This window comes from Microcoleus sp. (assembly GCF_041354475.1).
Taxonomy (GTDB): Bacteria; Cyanobacteriota; Cyanobacteriia; order Cyanobacteriales; family Microcoleaceae; genus Microcoleus.
On record NZ_JBGJZU010000040.1, the window covers coordinates 16,159 to 34,341 of the forward strand.

Sequence of the window (18,183 nt, forward strand, 5' to 3'; positions counted from 1 at the left end):
CTGATTCTATGCAGCCTCATAAAAAAATGGTATAAAATAGCTGTAAAATTTAAGAGTAGCAGAATATGTGTACAAAATGGCAGACTTAAATAAGTATCGAAACTGTATTAGGCAATTGCTTACAGAACACGCCAAATTTGTTTCATCAAATGATGATATTGAAGCTCAAATTATTGCTGATGTGGAGGGCGATCATTATCAATTGCTTTACATTGGATGGCAAAACAAGCAGCGAATTTTTGGGCCTGTGATGCACTTTGATATTAAAGATAACAAGATTTGGATTCAGTGGAACAGCACGGAGGACGAGGTTGGCGAACAGTTATCCGCAATGGGTATACCAAAGGATGATATTGTTGTTGGGTTTCATCCACCTTATATTCGGAAGTTGACTGACTATGCAGTAAGTTAGAAGTTTGTCTTGTAGGATTAATGTTTAAATGTGGAACACTCTAACTAACCTGCGACTGCTGTCGCCGTCCATACCAGCCCTTGTCAAAGTAATGGTTTTTTTCTTAACTTGGACTTGTCTATGGTTGCCGATCGCCATTATGGTCGCGATCGCCCTAAAATGGCAACCACCCGAACCCTTGGGAAACAAAAAACTACCATTAGTAGCCTCCCTCTACCTCCTAGTCCCCTTCATTTTATGGGCGACAACCTGGATAGAAAGTGTATCCTTTGCCGACTGGGGTTGGTTTTGGCAACCCACCACCTTAATCTCTGCACTCCTAGGATTAGGATTAGGAGTAGTCAGCTTAGCCATTTTATTTGGGTTACAATTAGCCTTGGGTTGGATTCAACTACAAAACAGCGAAGTTGAAAGCAAAACCAGCGAAAAAATCCTTAATCCTTGGGCTTCTATCCTCAATCCTTCTACTCTCCTGATTTTTTTGTTAGCACTGTGGATTAGTGCGACAGAAGAGTTAATCTTTCGCGGCTGTTTGCCAAATTTACTGCAACAAGATTACTCAATAATCATAGCAGCAGCGATCGCCAGTTTCATTTTCGCGATCGCCCACCTGATCTGGGCTCCTAAAGAAACCGTACCCCAACTTCCTGGGTTGTGGCTGATGGGGATGGTTTTAGCCCTAGCCCGCGCCGTAGATAATGGTAGTTTAGGTATGGCGATCGGACTCCATGCAGGCTGGATTTGGGGGATAACCATCGTCGATACAGCTCAACTAATTAAGCCTAGCCAAAGGGTTCCTGAATGGATTACAGGAATAGCCGAAAAACCCTTAGCTGGTGCGGCCGGAATTATGTTATTACTAACAACAGGAACTGTACTATTTGTGATGGAAAAAGGAATCGGCTAGGATTTATGGCAAATTTGGTTGTATCGGAATGATTTAACCACAGAGGGCGACCCCCCCCTGCCCCCCCCAAGGGGGGAAAGAGGAAGATAAGAGGGAGAAACTGGGTTTTTGTAAATCTGCTGAAATCTGCGGTTAAATCATTGCACATTAATCTAAAAGGCGATCGATGGTAACTATCGAAACTGGCCGCAAGGAATCGAAACGAGTCAAATTTACTCCCTGCAAAGAACGCGATAACTGCACTTGCACAATGCGATAACTCCAGTGGGGCTCCCGACGCACTCGATCGCCCATCCAGCTCAACACAGTAGCAATATCTTCCAAAACATCCAAAACTAGCACGATGGAACCCCCAGGGAGCAGGCGCAGGGCGCAAACACCCAAAATTTTAGTCAAGGCAGGGCCACTACAGCCAATAAAAATTCGGTGCGGAGGACGTAAGCGGTGCAAGATTTCCGGGGCGGTGCCGTGAATCGAGAGCAGATTTTGCAGCCGAAAACGGGTGCAGTTGAATTCGATCGCAGAGGTACCAGAAACTGTTTGTTCGATCGCATAAACCTGAGACTGGGGGAATAAGCGAGCAATTTCGATCGATACAGCACCATTCCCAGCACCCACATCCCAAACCACTTGTTCTCGTTGCAAAGCCAATTGCGCCAATACTAACACCCGCACTTCCCGTTCTACCGTTAAACCAGGGCGATCGCCACAACCAATAAAAGCCCCATCCGGTATACCCAACAAAGGCAACTTTTCCAAATCCAAAGATGCCGCCTCCATCTGGCACTCCCGCAGCATCACCACCACACTCAGGGGTGCAAAAGACTCTTCCAGCAAAGCTGACAGAGGTCTCGGCCCCACCCGCTCGTCCGCAGACCCCAAATTTTCACAAACCCAAAATTCGTAGCGTGTAGGCAAATCTAGAGCTTGCACCAAATTTGCCAGTGCAGCCGGAGTGTGAATTTCATCCACTAGCGCCGCAATCTTCTCGACACCGAGTTTAAGTTTTGCCGTCAATTCCTCAAAATAAAGTCCCTGGGAACCCACAAAGTGTGCATCTTGCCAAGGAATTTTCAAGCGATTAAAAGCCAACTGCACGCAACTGACGTGGGGGTGAAAAATCAATTTTGCTGCTGGTAATTGAGCAATTAACAACTTTCCCCAGCCGTAAAACAGGGGGTCGCCCGCTACCAAAATTACAATGTGTTGCTCCGAGGCTCTAGAGGGCTGTGAAAAAGTCTCTCTATCTGGCTCTAGATTCGCATTTAATGCCAGCCAACGCCGAATTTCTAGAATTACGGTGTTCAAATCTTCTAACACCCAGCGCTCGCAGGATTCCTGGGGAAAATAACTTAAATGGCGATCGCTCCCTACTAGCAGAGCGGCCATTTCTATAACCTGCCGTGCCGATGCACTAAGCCCAGCAGCTCCATCTAAACCGATACCAACTACGTGTACTGTCACTTTTTCAGCAAAAATCAAAAAACTAGACTAGCTAATTTTTCCTGATTAATTATATTTTTGTACTGCAATTTGTTACCAAGCCAAAATAATTAAACCATTTAAGGGGCAATGGGGAGAATGGGAGAGGGGGAAAATCAACCCTCTCCCTTCCTTCCCCGTTGGTTAAAACTCAAAAACAGGCCAGTCTGGTTCCCGATAATAGCGATTCATGTCGTCAAACTTCCGCAGTTCGGCTCGGTGTACGGATAGTTCTTGCGGCGTATCCAGCCATTGATCGTTTAACTCCGACAGCAAAGCACACAGGCGATCGCGGTCTAGGTTGGGCCCGGTGTCCCCGAAATAGCCCAGGGTAATGTGTGCTGTAAAGTGATATTGCTGTTCAATTCCCAAACCAATTAAATCGGGATTTTGATAGATCGATCGACGCAACTCTAGAATTTGCTTGTAAGAGTTTTCGTCCGTCGGTGCCACACACACACCTACAGCTCTCGTCATCACCATAAAACCCAGCACTATCCAGCGAAGGGGAGTACCGCCAGCCCGGACTGGTTTTGAGGTTGCAAAACCATCGGCCATGCGCGATCGTAGTTGCGCCTCAAATTCAGGATTTTTATCGGAGGCATCTTGAAAAGCACTGCTCCAAATCAAATCTGCCACCGTTACATGGAAGCTATCGGGAGGTAGTGGGATCAAGGAACCCGGATGAAGTTCCTGCAATAGCCGTTGTTGACAAGAGTGCAAGTTCTCATAGAGTGCTGCATTTTCTGCATCTTCTCCGGCTGGTGGCGTAATCAGCGAATAGCCGGGAAAAGGCACTGCAACTTTGACACCAGTTTCGTCCAATTTAAACTTGGGAGATTCCTGGATGTGCTCTACTTGGGACTTGTAGGAGTCCAGCAGCGTCAATCGCGCTACCCTATTTACATAAGCTTGATAAGTATCGTCCAATCTCCATTTCCTCGTGCTAATTAATAGCTTTGGGCACTTACCCGACTTGAAAACTGTTAGGACTTGCGCGCCCAGAGCGAAAAATCTATGTTTGAGATTCCTTCGTACTGTTGAGTGTGACAGAATTTGTCACGATCGCACAAATCCTAACTTTTAAATTCTAGATTTTCGACAATAGTGCAAGATGTAAAAATTATCGAATAGAATCTTTAACTATTCCCAACAAAGTTTATATAATACACCATTCTGGGGTGGCTTTATGCTAGAAATGCAAATTTACCTTTTTTGGGGAGAAGACGAGTTTGCGATGGGGCAAGCTGTGACCAGTTTACGCCAAAGTGCCGTCGATCCCAACTGGGCTAGTTTTAACTATGACAAGATTATGGCCGATCGCGCCGAGGCTGTCGTTGAAGGACTCGATCGAGCTTTGACCCCACCCTTTGGTACCGGTAGCCGTTTTGTCTGGCTGGCCAATACCACTGTCACCCAACAATGTTCTCCAGAACTTTTAGCCCAATTGGAACGGACTCTCCCAGTGATTCCCGACTCCAGTGTACTGCTGCTGACATCGGTCAAAAAACCCGACAGTAGGCTCAAGTCTACCAAGTTACTGGTCAAGTCTGCCCAAGTGCGAGAATTTTCACCGATTCCGCCTTGGAATGACAAAGAATTAGCCCAGCGGGTGCGTCAAGTCGCCGCCGAAATGGGGGTGAAGTTGACCACCACGGCGATCGAATTTTTGGCAGAATCGATCGGTAGCGATACTCGACAGTTATACAGCGAACTCGAAAAATTGCGACTATTTGCCGGGAACCGCAGTCAACCTTTGACCCCGGAAGATGTGGGCAAATTGGTCAACTCTCACGCCCAGAATACTTTCCAGCTAGCCGATGCAATTCGCCAAGGACATACGGAGGAAGCTTTAGATTTATTGGCGGGTTTAACCGGGCGCAACGAGTCTGGATTAAGGATTGTGGCGGGATTGACCAGTAAGTTTCGCCTGTGGCTGTGGGTCAAGGCGATGATTGCATCGGGCGATCGGGATGATAAAATTGCTCAAGCTCTAGACCTCGGAAATCCCAAACGAGTATACTATTTTCGCCAAGAAGTCAAGAACGCCAGCTTAGAAAAACTACAAAAAACTTTACCTTTATTGCTAGAGTTGGAAGCATCTTTAAAGCGAGGGCGAGAAGAAAAATCCACCCTGCAAACCAAAGTTATAGAAATTTCCAGCTTGTTTCGCTAATTCCCCTTCCCGATTCGATGGCCGTGTAGCGCGCCGAATTTGATAGTAGAGTTAAAATTGCTCAATAAATGGTATCAAACAACCAGAGTAGAGCTAATGTGGTAAATAAATATTGTCGGCAGCCATAGCCGATAAATTAATATTACTTATTTGCTCTCCATCCCCAAAAGAGCGCCAGCTATGACACAACAGAACCCGCGGGAACTTCTCAAGCAGGGCGATCCACAAGCTATCGCATCTAGCATCAACCGTACACTCAAACCCAAAGGCATCAACGCCGAAGTGACGCGGGACAACGGCTGCCTCCACATAACTCTGGAGTCAGGCAAAGTACCGGATCAAATGGTATTGGTGGATTTCATCCGCACTGGGATGACCAAGTTGGGACTAGAATCTATTCACACTGTACAAGTTTACGGGCGTCGAATCGGTGACAGCTCGCCAACATGGGAAGAGGAAATAGAGCTAATGCCGGCATCGCCCATGCTTTATGAACATGAGACTTCTATGCCTCACGACTCCGTAGGTTTGGATGATGTCGAACGCGAAAGTGAAGACTATTATCAAGACGAAGAGTTCGATCGAGACGAAGACGACGAGGTAGAAGACGAGGTAGAGGAAACTCCCCCTCCCAAAAAGCAATTCCCCAAATGGGCAATACCTGTAGGGATATTAGTACCCGTGATGGCCCTGGCTGGGCTGTTCTTTACAGGAAATCTACCATTTTTGAGCGGTTCTACCTCCGAACCAACCTCCCCAGAAGTTGCTTCGCCATCCCCAACAGCTACCTCTAGTACACCCAAACCAGCCTCACCCTCTCCCAGCGCCTCTGACGGTGAGAAACCAGCAGCATCTCCAGCCCCCACAGCCATTCCCAATGCTGCTGCGAAGCCAGCAAGCCCAGCTCCGCTAGGAGCATCTCCTGCGCCCACAGCAGCCTCTGGTACCCCCAAGGCATCTCCTGCACCCGCAGCAGCCTCTGGTACACCCAAGGCATCTCCTGCACCCGCAGCAGCCTCTGGTACACCCAAGGCATCTCCTGCACCCACAGCAGCCTCTGGTACACCCAAGGCATCTCCTGCACCCACAGCAGCCTCTGGTACACCCAAGGCATCTCCTGCACCCACAGCAGCCTCTGGTACACCCAAGGCAGCCTCTGGCACGCCTAAGTCTGACCCTTGGAGGGAAGCGGTTAATCAGGCTCAGAGTGCAGCAATTCTCGCGCAAACCGCTCAGTCTCAAACTGAGTGGATCGCCGTAGCCAACCAGTGGCAGAAAGCTGTCGATCTAATGAATGTGGTGCCCACAACTAGCCCCAATCATCAAAAGGCTCAGCAAAAAGCAGCAGAGTACAAGTCAAATCTGGTAGTTGCTAACCGCAGGGCTGCGGCAGCGCCTTAGAAGCTTGGAGTTTTGAGTTTTGAACTGCCTTGGACTAATTTCGGTTAATAATAATTCCGATGCTACCGGATTTGATATCACATCATCTTCGGTAGCTTAGTTGTTAGATTTACTTTGAAAGCATAACCAAACTAAAAAAAATAAGTTTTATTACATTGTTTATTCAAATAAAATAGAGGTGATATATTTCGTGAGAAATACAAAAGATATTTTATGGCTCAAACAATGATTTTACCGGGCACTTACGTTGAAGTGCGCCCCGAAGGCTTAATTGCGCCCAGTGGAGTTGCTACAGGGAATATTGGTATTGTTGGTACTGCCAGTAAGGGTACTGAGAATGAAGTAACATTACTCAGTAGTCTTTCGGAAGCTAAAGAAATTTTTGGTGAGAGCAATGAATGGCAAGGGGGAGATCGAGACGAACTAACTTTAGTTCGCGCCTTGGAATTGATTTATAAAAATGGCGGACAGACGGTTTATGCAGTGCGAACTTCGGGAGCAACCACTGATGCTTATCAAGAAAGTTTAGCACTATTAGAAAACAAAATTGTCAATATAGTTGTCCTAGCGGGGCAAGATTCTAACCAAGCTGGGATGGTAGATGCCCTCAAAGGACATTTGAACACTACGGCCGAAATTAAACGCGAAAGAATTGGAATTATTGGTAGTGGGTTTAAAAACGGTAAAGACGATTTAGAGCAAATTAGTGGCCACAATCTCAGCGATGATCAAGGTCGGCTGATCTTTACAGCACCCGGAATTTTGTTAACGGCTAAAGGCAAGCAACACAAACTTCCTGGGGGTTATTTAGCGGCTGCTATAGCTGGCTTAATTGCTTCTTTGAACGTGCAAGCTAGCCCCACTAATAAAACTCTGAGTATTGAAGGGATCACCACTGAGTTTAACAATGCTCAGCTAAAAGAACTGGTGCAAAAAAAAGTCTTGACGGTGGAAGCCCGCAGTGGATATCGAATCGTCAAAGGCATCACCACAGCCGATAGTCCTTGGAATCAAATCACCACGCGCCGCATTGTTGACTATGCAATTTATGGAGTGCGCTCCTCTTGCGATCCTTATATTGGCAAGCTGAATAACGATCGCGTGCGAGGAGCAATGAAAGCTACCTTGGATGCGTTTCTTACCAGTATGGTAGACAGCGAATCTCTGGTAAGTTATCAACTGGAAGTTTCGGCTACTCGCCGACAAGAAATTGCTGGGGAAGTTGCCGTGAAAATGATTCTGCAACCGACGTTCAGTATTGATTTTATTCAAGTGACAATGTATCTAGGATAAATCAAGGATACATCGATCGCAAAAACGGGAATTTCAAGAATTTTTGCCCTGAATAGAAGAGAAAATTATGCCTAATGTCAATGTTTTTCGCGGCTCGGATGCTTCGCTGGTTTTAGCGGTCGATAATCAAGAATCTGTTGAGGGGAAATTAGCAGAAGCTTTGATCGGCCAGTACGAATTATCTAGCGTAGTGGGACGTTTACAAAATGTTCAGGTTAAGGTAGAAAACGAATTACGACCTTATCACGAATTAGGAAAACGCTTTGCTACGGAATTACGTCCGGGTAATATTAGCGTTTCGGGTTTTATCGATCGCGCGCACATCAATGGAGCCCTGTTACACTTACTCCTAGGTGATGGGGCGACGAGTCCTCCTCCTACCGGCGCAATTCCTCAGCCTTCTTTTAATATTGTCATCTCGCTGAAAAATCCAGCTTTACCAGATAACAGCAGTACGCTGACAGTCTTTGGGGTCAAGTTTGAAAGCTGGAGTTTTACTTTACCTGAAGATGATTTTGTGATGGAAGGAGTGACGTTTAAAGCTTTACGCATTAGTTCTGAGGAGACAGGTTGATAGTTTACCTATCAACAACAGAAACCAGGTTTTTTACCTTGGGTGCGGGCTCGATCGCATATTTTCGTAAAAAACCTGGTTTCTGAGTCCCCATGCGTCCAGGACTAATCTAGTGACAACTATCACCTCGGTTAAAAAAAACGGAACCCTTGACTTTTTCTGCGTAATTCCTGACTTAAACTTTTCCTAAATCCTCACCCTCAAATGCAATTTTTAACGCCGGAAGAACTGCTAGGTGGTTCAGAAATTATTTTTGATGTCGCGATTCCCCCAGAGGTATTGGAACATAGCACAAGTAGCACTAATAAAGAGCGGGAATTAGTGGTGCAATTGCGTCCGCTGACGATTGGGGCTTTTGGGCTGATTATGAAAGCAGCGAAAAGTGATCCCGCCCTGATTCCTTTGTTGATGATTAAAGAATCCTTAGTACAACCTAGTCTCTCCTTGGAACAAGTTAAAAGCATGAATCTAGGATTAGTTAACTTTCTGATCGCTGAGATTCGGCAAATTAGCGGATTGACGGAAAAAAAAATGAGTTCGAGTTAAGTAATTCGCCACTGGTGTTAGCTAGCTTTCGATTAGCGCGTGCTTTTGGTTGGACTCCTCAACAAGTGGGATCGATGACAATGGCGCAGGTGTCAATGTATCTACAACTGTTAGATGAGGAAAATCGCTCGGAAAAATGAGGGGATGTGGCGATGTGGGGATGGCTTTTTTGATAGGAATAAGGCCAAAAAAACCCGGTTTCTTTGAAAATCGTGGCTTGAGCCGAGAGATATTGATGTAGAAACCGGGTTTTTGGCGCCGCGTGCGTAAGTCCTGTTTTTTATGAGGCTGCATAGAATTTCGATCCCCCCTAACCCCCCTTAATAAGGGGGGGACAAGATTCTTCTCAAAGTCCCCCTTCCCCCATCCCCCCTTGGGGGGGGCAGGGGGGGGTGGGGGGGCTAGGGGGGGGTGGGGATTTAGGGGGATCGAGATATGTGCAACGACCCATTAAATTGGTATAAGTCCTGTTTTAGTGAAGTACAGAGGATAAGCAAAGTGAAGATGGCTGATGAAAGTTTAAAAGATCTTGGCATCAATCTGAGCAATGAATTTCAAAGTTTATTGTGTAACTATACGAGTGGATGGTTGACTGACAATCTTTTGAGTAGCGAAGATTGGGCGGAAATCGCGCTTTTGTATCAGGAAACTGAGCGATTCGAGGGAGTCATCAATGAATCTCAAGTTTGGGAAAAATTGCTGACTACAGGGTTTATTCCGCCAGATTTGGGAAGTTCAAATAAGATCAATCTAGGGGAGGAAACTACATCGGACGATCGCCCAAAAATTCATCCTTACTTAGAAACTTGGAGAAGATACGAGTCTTTGGTTAATCCCGATCGACCAATCCCTACTGCTAATAGCCAATCTAGTTATGCAAATTATGCAAAAAGGCGATCGGCATCTTTATCTCTGGGGGATACTTCGTCAAAACCTCAAGTGATATCCCAGAGAGTTGTGGCGCCGGGAGAAGGGCAAAAAAATCATCCTGCGCTGGGGAATTATTCAGATTCTGTGGCAGAAATTCCCCTGGTAGATACAAGGATTAATCCTAGGGATTTAGGTTTTGATGAATCTGATGCTGAGGGAGGCGATCGAGTTTTATCTCAGGAGTTAGGCTTCTCTAAATCTGATTCTGACCAAAATTATGAAGTTTTGCCTGTAGTGGATGAACCAAGGGAAATAAAAACACAATTTGCCCAGAATGTCAATCTACAAAAATTGGAGAATGCGACAGAACAAACAGAGCACATTCAGAGGAATTTTGCCCAAAATTCACTGGGAATGAAAGGCTTAAAAGATTTGTCGGCTTTTTTGGTATCGCAGCCCAATCAAGAACATATAATTGAGGCGGATTTACTCAAACATGATTCTTTAGAAAATATCCATTTTTCAGAAATTGAATTAAGTGAATTCCCCGATTATGAGATGGAAAAATCGGAAAAGATGAGTGATGTTTCGGAAGTTTACGAAGAAGTAAAAGCCAAGGGTGGATGGCTGGAACCACAAGAGAGTGAGGTGGAAAATAGGACGAAAATAGCTGATGATAGTAGAAATAGGTACGCTATGGTAGAAGCATCTTTGCATAGCGATCGCCATCCCGAACTAGAGATGGAGACAATTTTAGAGGCGATCGCCCAAGAAATAAATCGAGAATATCGCCGATTTTATGGGGAGTAATTATGGCCATCAAATTAGGAAAAGTTGAACTCAATAAAGTGCATAAAATTGTCACCCTAGAACAAGCGGATTGGGTGACTCATCGGATTCCTGGTAAATTGGGAAATCTGGTGCAAGATTTGGGAAGGGATTCGGTACAATTGGAAATTAGCGGAATTTTTTACGGACAAAAAGCAGGGGATGATTTAGATTTTCTGCGAAAAATCCACAAACAGCGAAAAGCCGTTGACTTTGTGGCGGAAATAGTCGGTCAAGCCTATTTTAGCCAAGTTGTATTAGAAAAAATGGAAGTGTGGCAACTTGCGCGATCGCCCGATGAATTTAGCTATCGACTGATTGTTCAAGAGTATGTTGAACCTCCCAAACCCATTGCATCCCCAGGAGTTTCTAATCTAGATCAAAAAATTAAGCTTGATGCTGCTAAACTGATGGATGTTGTGAGTCTGACTGATGCTTTGCAAATGGGGAATTTGCCAGAAATTACTAACCCGATCGCACCTTTGAAAACAGGTTTAGAACCTGTGAAAGAAGCCACTAAAAACTTTGGCCAAGCGACTGCTGGATTGAAAGCACTTTTTAACATTTAGTGCTGAAATATAGCAGTCCTAAATGAGTCGTAAAGTTTTTACCCCACCCCAACCCTCCCCTTATTAAGGGGAGGGAGTAAGAAATTCACAAATGATTTAGGATTGCTATATTCAAATAGACCTAGTAGTAAATACCAGCAACCTGTTTGATTTCAATTGTTCCCCGAAATCCTGGAAATTTGCTCAAAAAAACAAACATTTCATCTTTACCTTGGGAATTAAATTTATGGCACTCTCTCTATTAGAAGATTTAAATTCCATTAACCCTGAAGCTGCATTGGCTGATTTCACAAATCAACTTAGTCACCCGGAAACTATTCTGGGTAAAGTAACACCGCACCTCCCAGATTTTGATGAATTCAAAAAGGGCATAAATCTGCCAAAATTAGATTTAAGCAATATAGAAAAGACCATTTCATCAGTTCCTTTGTCAGCCAATGAACTGAAAGCAGAAGTAACTACTAAATTCCATCAACTCACTACGCTGAATTTGGCAAGTTTATCCGCAGCTATTCCGCTTCCTAGTGCTGATACTTTTCAAAATATAGATTTGGTGGGTGAAGTTAAATCAACAATTGTCAGTTTGACTGAAGATTTGAGCTTCAGTATCAGCCTTGGCGATTTGCCACCTGTTGCTAACTCGATATTTAGTGAGTTTAACGAATTTCTGAGTAAGGCTCAAATGTTGCCAGTGCGGACATTTAATGCTTTGTTAAAGGTGTTTCAGAAATTACTCGATCAACTATCTAATCCTGATGAATTACTCAGTCAACTGGGTTCGGCTAGTTTAACCAGCCTTTTTACAGCTCAAGTTTTATCCTTAAGCCAACAACTTCCTTCCCAGGCGATTAAGAGTATTGAAACGAATATTCATCAGCGTCGTGAATATTTGGGTGAATATCAAGCTATTCTGAACCAGTTGGAAAATCCCAACAAACTCGACAAATTATCGATGGCAGAGTTGCGTCAAAAAACCAGGAAACTTTCTCGAAATATTGAGGAAAATGAAGCGAGAATTAAAAGGGCGATCGCTAATTTAAATAATTTCACCATCGAGAGTTTCAATACTGCTTTAGTTCAACTTTCGCAAAGGGCAGCAAGCGATGAAAATACGCTTTCCTTAGTGCCGCTATTTAATCAGCTTCAAGGTTATATCGACACGATTAATCAAAAAGTTGCAGAGATTACGGCTAAACTGCGACAGTTTACCCAAAAAATTCCCCAACTGATTGATACTGCTATTAGCAAGGCGGAGGAATTGGCCAGACAAGCGACTACAGCCATTGCTCAGGCGATCGACAAAGGTAAGGACGTTTTAAGTCAAATCAAAAGTTTTCTGTCTGATGCAATCCGGGAAATTAAAGATTTCATTGACAAAATTTGCGCGGAATCAATGGAGTTGGTTAAACCTCTAAAGCGGAGTTGCAACGAAGCCTCAACATTTGTGGTCAATAATATTAATAAAATTTCGGTGGAAATTCACAAAACAACGGAGGAAGTAAGAAGCAGTATCGGGGGATTAAACACCAAAATTGAAACTAATCTTAACAGGCAAGCTTTAGAGGATAAAATCAATCAATTACTCGATAAAGTTACGCAAGTCTTAGATAATCCCCTGGTAGAACACAGTCTCAAAGAGGCAGAAAGTGGGATTAAATTGATTACTGATAACTTAGGAAAAGTATCACTTAAACCTGCATTTAAGGCGGTAGTTGATAAAACTGGCGATCTAGAAACTAAGTTGCGCGGGATTGATGCGGCTAAGCTTAGTACCCCAACTAAAGTTGCTCTGAAAGTGGGGACGACAATTATTAAAGAGGTGGATGTACCGGGGATTGTCAATCCAGAATTGAACTTGGCTTTTGCAGAAATTCTGGAGCCGATAGAAGACTTGGTAGGATTGATTCAGGGAGAAGTTGATAACATTGATGCAAAAATTCAATCTTTTCAACCGGGAAGTTTAATTGAAAAAGTTGTCAAGCCTTCTCTAGATACGGTGGTAGCGAAAATTGATGAGTACAAACCTTCGATTTTGCTGAAACCAGTTAAGGATTTTTATGATGAAATGCTTGGGAAGCTGGATGCGATCGATCCTCAGCAGTTAGTTGATAAGTTAGATGAGCTTTATCAAAAACTGGTGCAAATTATTGAATCTTTGTCTCCAGATAGGATTACTGATTTTCTGAACGAGCAGTTGGCAATTGTGACTAAAAATTTGGATGAGATTCCGGTAGAAGCTTTAGTAGCAAAAGTGAATGAGGGATTGAATCAAGTTGATAAGTTGATGGCGAGTGTGGGTTTGGCAGATGTGGTGCAATCGGATTTTTGGCTAACTTTAGAAAGTATTTTGAGCTATAGTTTTGCTGACAAAATTAAGCAAATTGAATCTCTGCGCGATCGCGTGGTGGAGCGAGTTAATGCGATGGGTACAGAGCAGTTAACGGTATCTGTAGGAGGATTGAAACAGGCAATTACAGATTATGTGAAAATTCAGAAAAACCCGAATGTTGGTTTTGATTTGAGCAGTTTGCAAGCGGCTGTCAGCGAATATGCTCCGGTGATGGAAGAAGTGCAGGCGCTGTGGAAAGCAAAGCAATTGACTTTGGCTAAATTTAGTCCCCAAGCAGAATTGGCGGTGGATTATCAAGATTTGCGCGATCGCCTACAAAGACTTTATGATGGCATCAACACCACCAATCCGCAGTCGGTTTATGAACGAGTGGAGCAATTGCTGACAACAAATGGCGATCGCCTCAAACCAAATAAACCCGAAAGTATTGAAGTGATTCAAAACTTTAATACCGAGCAGATGCTTACCAGTTTCAAACAATTCTTACCAGAGGAATTGGATCGACAACTGATTAATCCGATCAAAAACCTGCTCAATTCCCTAGATAATTTACTAGCACAACCTCGTTCCGTGCTTGGTGATATCAAACTGGTGATTCAAAAATTGTCAGAAGCACCAGGAAGATTAGCAAATATTTTGAGCAATATTGCCACGAATTTAGGCGCTCAAATCCGCGATGCTATTAATGCAGTGAAAGCTGTAATTAATAGTCTAGTTAGCGAAGTGGTGACGGCATTGCAAGGAACCTATAACAATGTTTTGGAGACTGTAAAATCCCTCAGCCCGCACCGAATCCTCAATAGTTTTGAAGACAGCGATTTTATCAATTTTGATAAGTTTCTGGAAAAACTGCGGGAATCTCAAGACAGTCTGACTGTTTATATCAAATCTCAATTGACTGCGAATACTCAGTCTTTGCTTGCTGTCAACTCCCCCGGCACAAAAGTAGCAATAATTCGGGATTTGAATCGCTTACTGTTGGATGAAAACCTCTATAAACCAGAGCAATTACAGGGAATACAACTCTCCCCTGAAGCGCAGAAGTTATCTCAAGGTGACTATCGAAATAATATTGTTCACTTCAACCGGGTGTTGATAGAATCGAATTATACCGGGGAATTGGTGATGAATGTTGAGTCAATTTTTCCCTATCTCCAGCAGCAATTAGCAGAAATTTATCCGCAAAATATTGTCGATGAATTGGATAAATTGCACGCTAAGATTATTCAATTGTTCCACGATCTTCTGGGTGCTGTCGCCAGTAGCCTCGACGGTCAGTATCAGAAAGTTGTCAAGAAAACTGAAGCCCTACGGGAGGCAATTAATAAGTTGTTTAAAGACTTAAGGGCGAGGCTGGAACAGCTAAAAAGTGAACTCAATATTGGGTTAGAAGATGTGGAGGAAGCTTTCGATCGCCTGTTAAATGCTTTACCTGTATAGGGGTGATTTTGATGTTAAAGTAGGGACAAAGGCTTTCGCCCATTAGTGTCAACTTAAGCTTTTAGTCCACCAGTCCTCCCAACCGCCCGGTAGTCCGCCAGGGGTTGAAACCCCTGTCTAATAGCGAAAGTCCTCTAAAAGAGGACTAATGAGTTGAAAAGTGTTTTTCTCAGTCCTCTTAAGAGGACTTTAGCTTTGAGACAGGGGTTTCAACCCCTGTCTGTCGGACTATCGGTTTTACCTTAAGTTGACACCAATGAGCATTGCCGTTTCCCTACGGGGATCGCTCGCTCTGGGATGTACTTCATAAACCTGCAATCTGCTGTTAAATGCTTTACCAGTATAGGGGTGATTTTGATGTTAAAGATTAGTTACAAAATCAAACTCGGCAGAACTACCTACACGGCGAACGATGGAACGCTGTTACTCGATTTGCGATCGCAAGCTTCTTTGCATATTCCCGTCAACACTTGTCGGATTGTGTTAGGTATCCCGAAAAATGTGGAGGTTTCTCCCAAAGATCCGGTATCTATAGAAATCGGTTACGAAAAACAAACTACCTTAGTATTTACAGGTAGAGTGACTTGTGTAGATTGGGAAATCGATCGCGTTCAGATTGAGGCGGCTAGTGCTTTTACTGATTTAACTTTGCTGCGATTGAATCGGGTTTATGAAAAATCTCATGGGGGGGATATTGTTAAAGATATTCTCAGACAAGCGAAGTTGGCTATTGGTAAAGTTGAGAATGGGATTAAATTTTCGGTTTATACGGTGGGCGATCGCCAAAATGCTGCCGATTGCTTGTATAACTTAGCTAAACAATGCGGTTTTGATGTTTATGCTAACGATCGCGATCGGGCCGTTTTTTCCCAGTACAGTCCGGCTATAACTCATACTTTTACTTACGGTGAAGATTTGCTCAAATACTGCTCAAAACAACCCCAAAAAGGCATCGAAAAAGTAGAAATTTATGGAGAAAGTCCAGCCAGTCAAGGACAAGGAGAACAGGCTTATTCTTGGTTGACTAAAAACGAAGTGAAAGCCACGGCGGGTGCGGGTGGAAACCTTCTGCGAATGGCCGATCCCACCGCACGCAGCCAAGCTGTTGCTCAAAGTATTGCACGGGGGGTGCTAAGTCATCTGAAACAAAAGCAACGGGGACAGATTATGGCGATGGGTGCAGCCAATGTCAAATTAGGCGATGGTATCCAAATCACAAAAATGCCCATTAGCAAGCAAAATGGCAGTTTTAAAGTAACTGGAATTAAGCATATCCTGAACCGCCATCAGGGTTTTTTAACCACGATTGATTGGGAGGAAAAATAATGGATTCAATTATTGGGGTAATGCAAAAAGTTGCCCAGCAAGAAGCACAAAAAATTTATACTACCGAACTTGGCATCGTGACGGCAATATTTCCCCATGCTTCGGATAGCGATAAAGATAACTACCAATGCTCGGTAAAATTGAAGAATAAAAAGCAGCCCGATGGCAAAGATTTTGAATTGCGGAAAGTCCCAACTGTTACGCCCCATATTGGACTGGCGAATATTCCCAATGTGGGGGATTTAGTCTTGGTGACTTTTATTGGAGGCGATATTAATGCTCCGATAATTATTGGGCGGTTGTATAATGATGAAGACCAACCTCCAGTCAATAAAGAAAAGGAATTTTTGCTGCAACACGATCGAGAAAAAGGGGGGAGTTTAAAAATTGATAAAGAGGGAGCAATTACCGTCACTAGCAAAAATGAAAAGCACGTAATTACGGTTAATGATGATAAAATTGATCTGACCAATGAGAAATGTCATTTAACTTTAGAGGGGGGAGATGCTACGCTCAAAAATGAACAATGTAAAGTAGTTTTGAGTGGTGGCAACATTACCATTGATAATGGTACTTGCAAAATTAAAATCGAAGCTGGGGGCATTACTATTGACGCTGCTAGTAACAATGTCACTGTCAAAAGTATGGGTAGCATTAAAATTGGTGATGCTGCGACCGGTTCGATCCAAGTTGGCGGCCGATTATTAGCTAATGCAGTGGGCGATGGTGATGATATTATTCTCAGTATGCACACTCACATGGGGAATTTAGGTGCGCCTTGTCCGGTGATGGTCCCAACTGAAAAGATTAATTCTATTCAAGCCAAAGCTAGAAATACTCAAGTCGGTTAATTGCTCCATTCCTGGACGCAGGCGGGGCCAAAAACCCGGTTTCTGCCTGGATATCTCTGGTGGAGATCTACTATTTTTCTAAGAAACCGGGTTTTTTTGCCTTAGTCCTATGCTCGTTTGTTCAGTCAACTTTCCACCCGAAATATTAAGAATATGGTCAGAATTAAAGGTGCTAATAGCGATTATGTTTATGATACAGGGAGTCAAACGATTCAGGAAAAGCCCAATGCCGATCCTTTATATTTAGAGATTTTTATCTGTCCCAACGATATGCCGAGTCGGGTAGAAAAACCCCATGCTAAGGGTTTTTGTCAGGGGACTGATGAAACTTGTCCAGATCCCCAAAAGTCCGGTCATGCTAAGATTTGCTTAGACCAAAAAGATGGGATTTCTTTGGTGACTAAGAATCGGATTGTGGCTCAAGGTAATTTTGCTGTTGAACATGATGGCAAAAGATCGATCGAGGTGACAGAGCGATCGATTACAGTTAGCTTTGGTGGTACTATTATCAAAATTGCCGATGGTGACATTCAGTTATCTAGTCAGAATGAGAAACCTATTCAAATTTCTGGTAATTTAGCGATCGCTGGGAATGTTAAAATCACCGGAAAAGTTGACTTGAGTCAAGCCGATGTAACGTTTTCTCAAGCAACTATAGAACAAATCAAAAAATCGTGATAAATTATGGATGATGATTTACAAAAGTTCGATTTAAAACTAACTCTCTACTCCAGAGATTTAGAATCGCAGAATCGTCAATTGCTCAGAATTGCCGATTGGAACAACGTAGATTTAGAAGCCGAGAATCGTGACTTAGCAACGGTAACGGAAATAGATAATTTAAGTCAAGCGATTTTAAATCGACTTTATACCCGCAAAGGAGAACTAGCTAGTTTAGGACATCCCGATTATGGTTCGCGCTTATATCTGTTGGTGGGCGAACTAAACAACATAAAAACCCAAGGTTTAGCCAATATTTATATCCGGGAATGTTTGCATCAAGAAAGCAGAATAGATGAGATAATTGATATTGTTTTTGAACCGCCATCTCGATTGAAAGACCCTAACACTTTAAAAGCTAAAATCATCGTAAAAGTGGTAGATTTAGATACACCGCTGACTCTGAATATATCGATAGTTGGAAATTAAGAAGTTTGA

General features: G+C 43.5%; 16 protein-coding genes. 14 read left to right on the forward strand and 2 right to left on the reverse strand.

Going from position 1 to position 18,183, the window contains the following annotated elements; all coding sequences use genetic code 11:
- Positions 1-76 precede the first annotated feature (76 nt).
- Positions 77-412 (forward strand): XisI protein, encoded by a 336-nt coding sequence (locus tag ACBR23_RS16040; RefSeq protein WP_340525081.1) that lies wholly within the window; start codon positions 77-79, stop codon positions 410-412.
- Between the two features lie 28 nt (positions 413-440).
- A complete protein-coding gene (locus ACBR23_RS16045; RefSeq protein WP_371119918.1) occupies positions 441-1,319 on the forward strand; it encodes a type II CAAX prenyl endopeptidase Rce1 family protein in 879 nt (292 codons plus the stop codon).
- Between the two features lie 147 nt (positions 1,320-1,466).
- Here ACBR23_RS16045 and cbiE read toward each other — a convergent pair whose 3' ends face one another.
- Together cbiE and ACBR23_RS16055 are read right to left on the reverse strand one after the other, a co-directional pair.
- Entirely contained in the window at positions 1,467-2,783 is a 1,317-nt protein-coding gene (cbiE, locus tag ACBR23_RS16050; protein WP_371119919.1) for a precorrin-6y C5,15-methyltransferase (decarboxylating) subunit CbiE, read from the reverse strand.
- Positions 2,784-2,945: 162 nt separating this feature from the next.
- Positions 2,946-3,731, reverse strand: a complete 786-nt coding sequence (locus ACBR23_RS16055; RefSeq protein WP_341737968.1) for a DUF1868 domain-containing protein — start codon at positions 3,729-3,731, stop codon at positions 2,946-2,948.
- Between the two features lie 268 nt (positions 3,732-3,999).
- On the opposite strand from ACBR23_RS16055, the gene holA reads away from it, so the two are divergent.
- From holA to ACBR23_RS16115, 12 genes are all read left to right on the forward strand, one after another.
- Complete coding sequence (holA, locus tag ACBR23_RS16060) at positions 4,000-4,977, forward strand: DNA polymerase III subunit delta (RefSeq protein ID WP_371119931.1); 978 nt, start codon at positions 4,000-4,002, stop codon at positions 4,975-4,977.
- Between the two features lie 180 nt (positions 4,978-5,157).
- The gene (locus ACBR23_RS16065; protein ID WP_371119920.1) at positions 5,158-6,378 is read left to right on the forward strand and encodes a hypothetical protein; all 1,221 of its coding nucleotides are present in this window, start codon (positions 5,158-5,160) and stop codon (positions 6,376-6,378) included.
- 213 nt (positions 6,379-6,591) lie between these two features.
- A complete protein-coding gene (locus ACBR23_RS16070) occupies positions 6,592-7,671 on the forward strand; it encodes a DUF2586 family protein (protein WP_371119921.1) in 1,080 nt (359 codons plus the stop codon).
- A gap of 67 nt (positions 7,672-7,738) precedes the next feature.
- Positions 7,739-8,245, forward strand: coding sequence for a hypothetical protein (locus ACBR23_RS16075; RefSeq protein WP_341737964.1), 507 nt, complete (start codon positions 7,739-7,741; stop codon positions 8,243-8,245).
- A 204-nt stretch (positions 8,246-8,449) separates the two neighbouring features.
- Positions 8,450-8,791 carry a hypothetical protein gene (locus ACBR23_RS16080; protein ID WP_340520148.1) on the forward strand — a complete coding sequence of 114 codons (342 nt, stop codon included), beginning with the start codon at positions 8,450-8,452 and terminating at the stop codon, positions 8,789-8,791.
- 504 nt (positions 8,792-9,295) lie between these two features.
- Positions 9,296-10,471, forward strand: coding sequence for a hypothetical protein (locus ACBR23_RS16085; RefSeq protein WP_371119922.1), 1,176 nt, complete (start codon positions 9,296-9,298; stop codon positions 10,469-10,471).
- Positions 10,472-10,473: 2 nt separating this feature from the next.
- Positions 10,474-11,058, forward strand: coding sequence for a DNA circularization N-terminal domain-containing protein (locus ACBR23_RS16090; RefSeq protein ID WP_340550703.1), 585 nt, complete (start codon positions 10,474-10,476; stop codon positions 11,056-11,058).
- 226 nt (positions 11,059-11,284) lie between these two features.
- Positions 11,285-14,848 carry a hypothetical protein gene (locus ACBR23_RS16095; protein ID WP_371119923.1) on the forward strand — a complete coding sequence of 1,188 codons (3,564 nt, stop codon included), beginning with the start codon at positions 11,285-11,287 and terminating at the stop codon, positions 14,846-14,848.
- A gap of 357 nt (positions 14,849-15,205) precedes the next feature.
- A complete protein-coding gene (locus ACBR23_RS16100; RefSeq protein WP_371117017.1) occupies positions 15,206-16,174 on the forward strand; it encodes a hypothetical protein in 969 nt (322 codons plus the stop codon).
- On the forward strand, positions 16,174-17,025 hold the full coding sequence (locus ACBR23_RS16105; RefSeq protein ID WP_371117018.1) for a phage baseplate assembly protein V: 852 nt from the start codon (positions 16,174-16,176) through the stop codon (positions 17,023-17,025). Before ACBR23_RS16100 ends, ACBR23_RS16105 begins: the two co-directional genes overlap by 1 nt.
- A gap of 153 nt (positions 17,026-17,178) precedes the next feature.
- Positions 17,179-17,703, forward strand: a complete 525-nt coding sequence (locus ACBR23_RS16110) for a hypothetical protein (protein ID WP_371117019.1) — start codon at positions 17,179-17,181, stop codon at positions 17,701-17,703.
- Positions 17,704-17,709: 6 nt separating this feature from the next.
- Positions 17,710-18,174 carry a DUF2634 domain-containing protein gene (locus ACBR23_RS16115; RefSeq protein WP_371117020.1) on the forward strand — a complete coding sequence of 155 codons (465 nt, stop codon included), beginning with the start codon at positions 17,710-17,712 and terminating at the stop codon, positions 18,172-18,174.
- Positions 18,175-18,183: the final 9 nt, after the last annotated feature.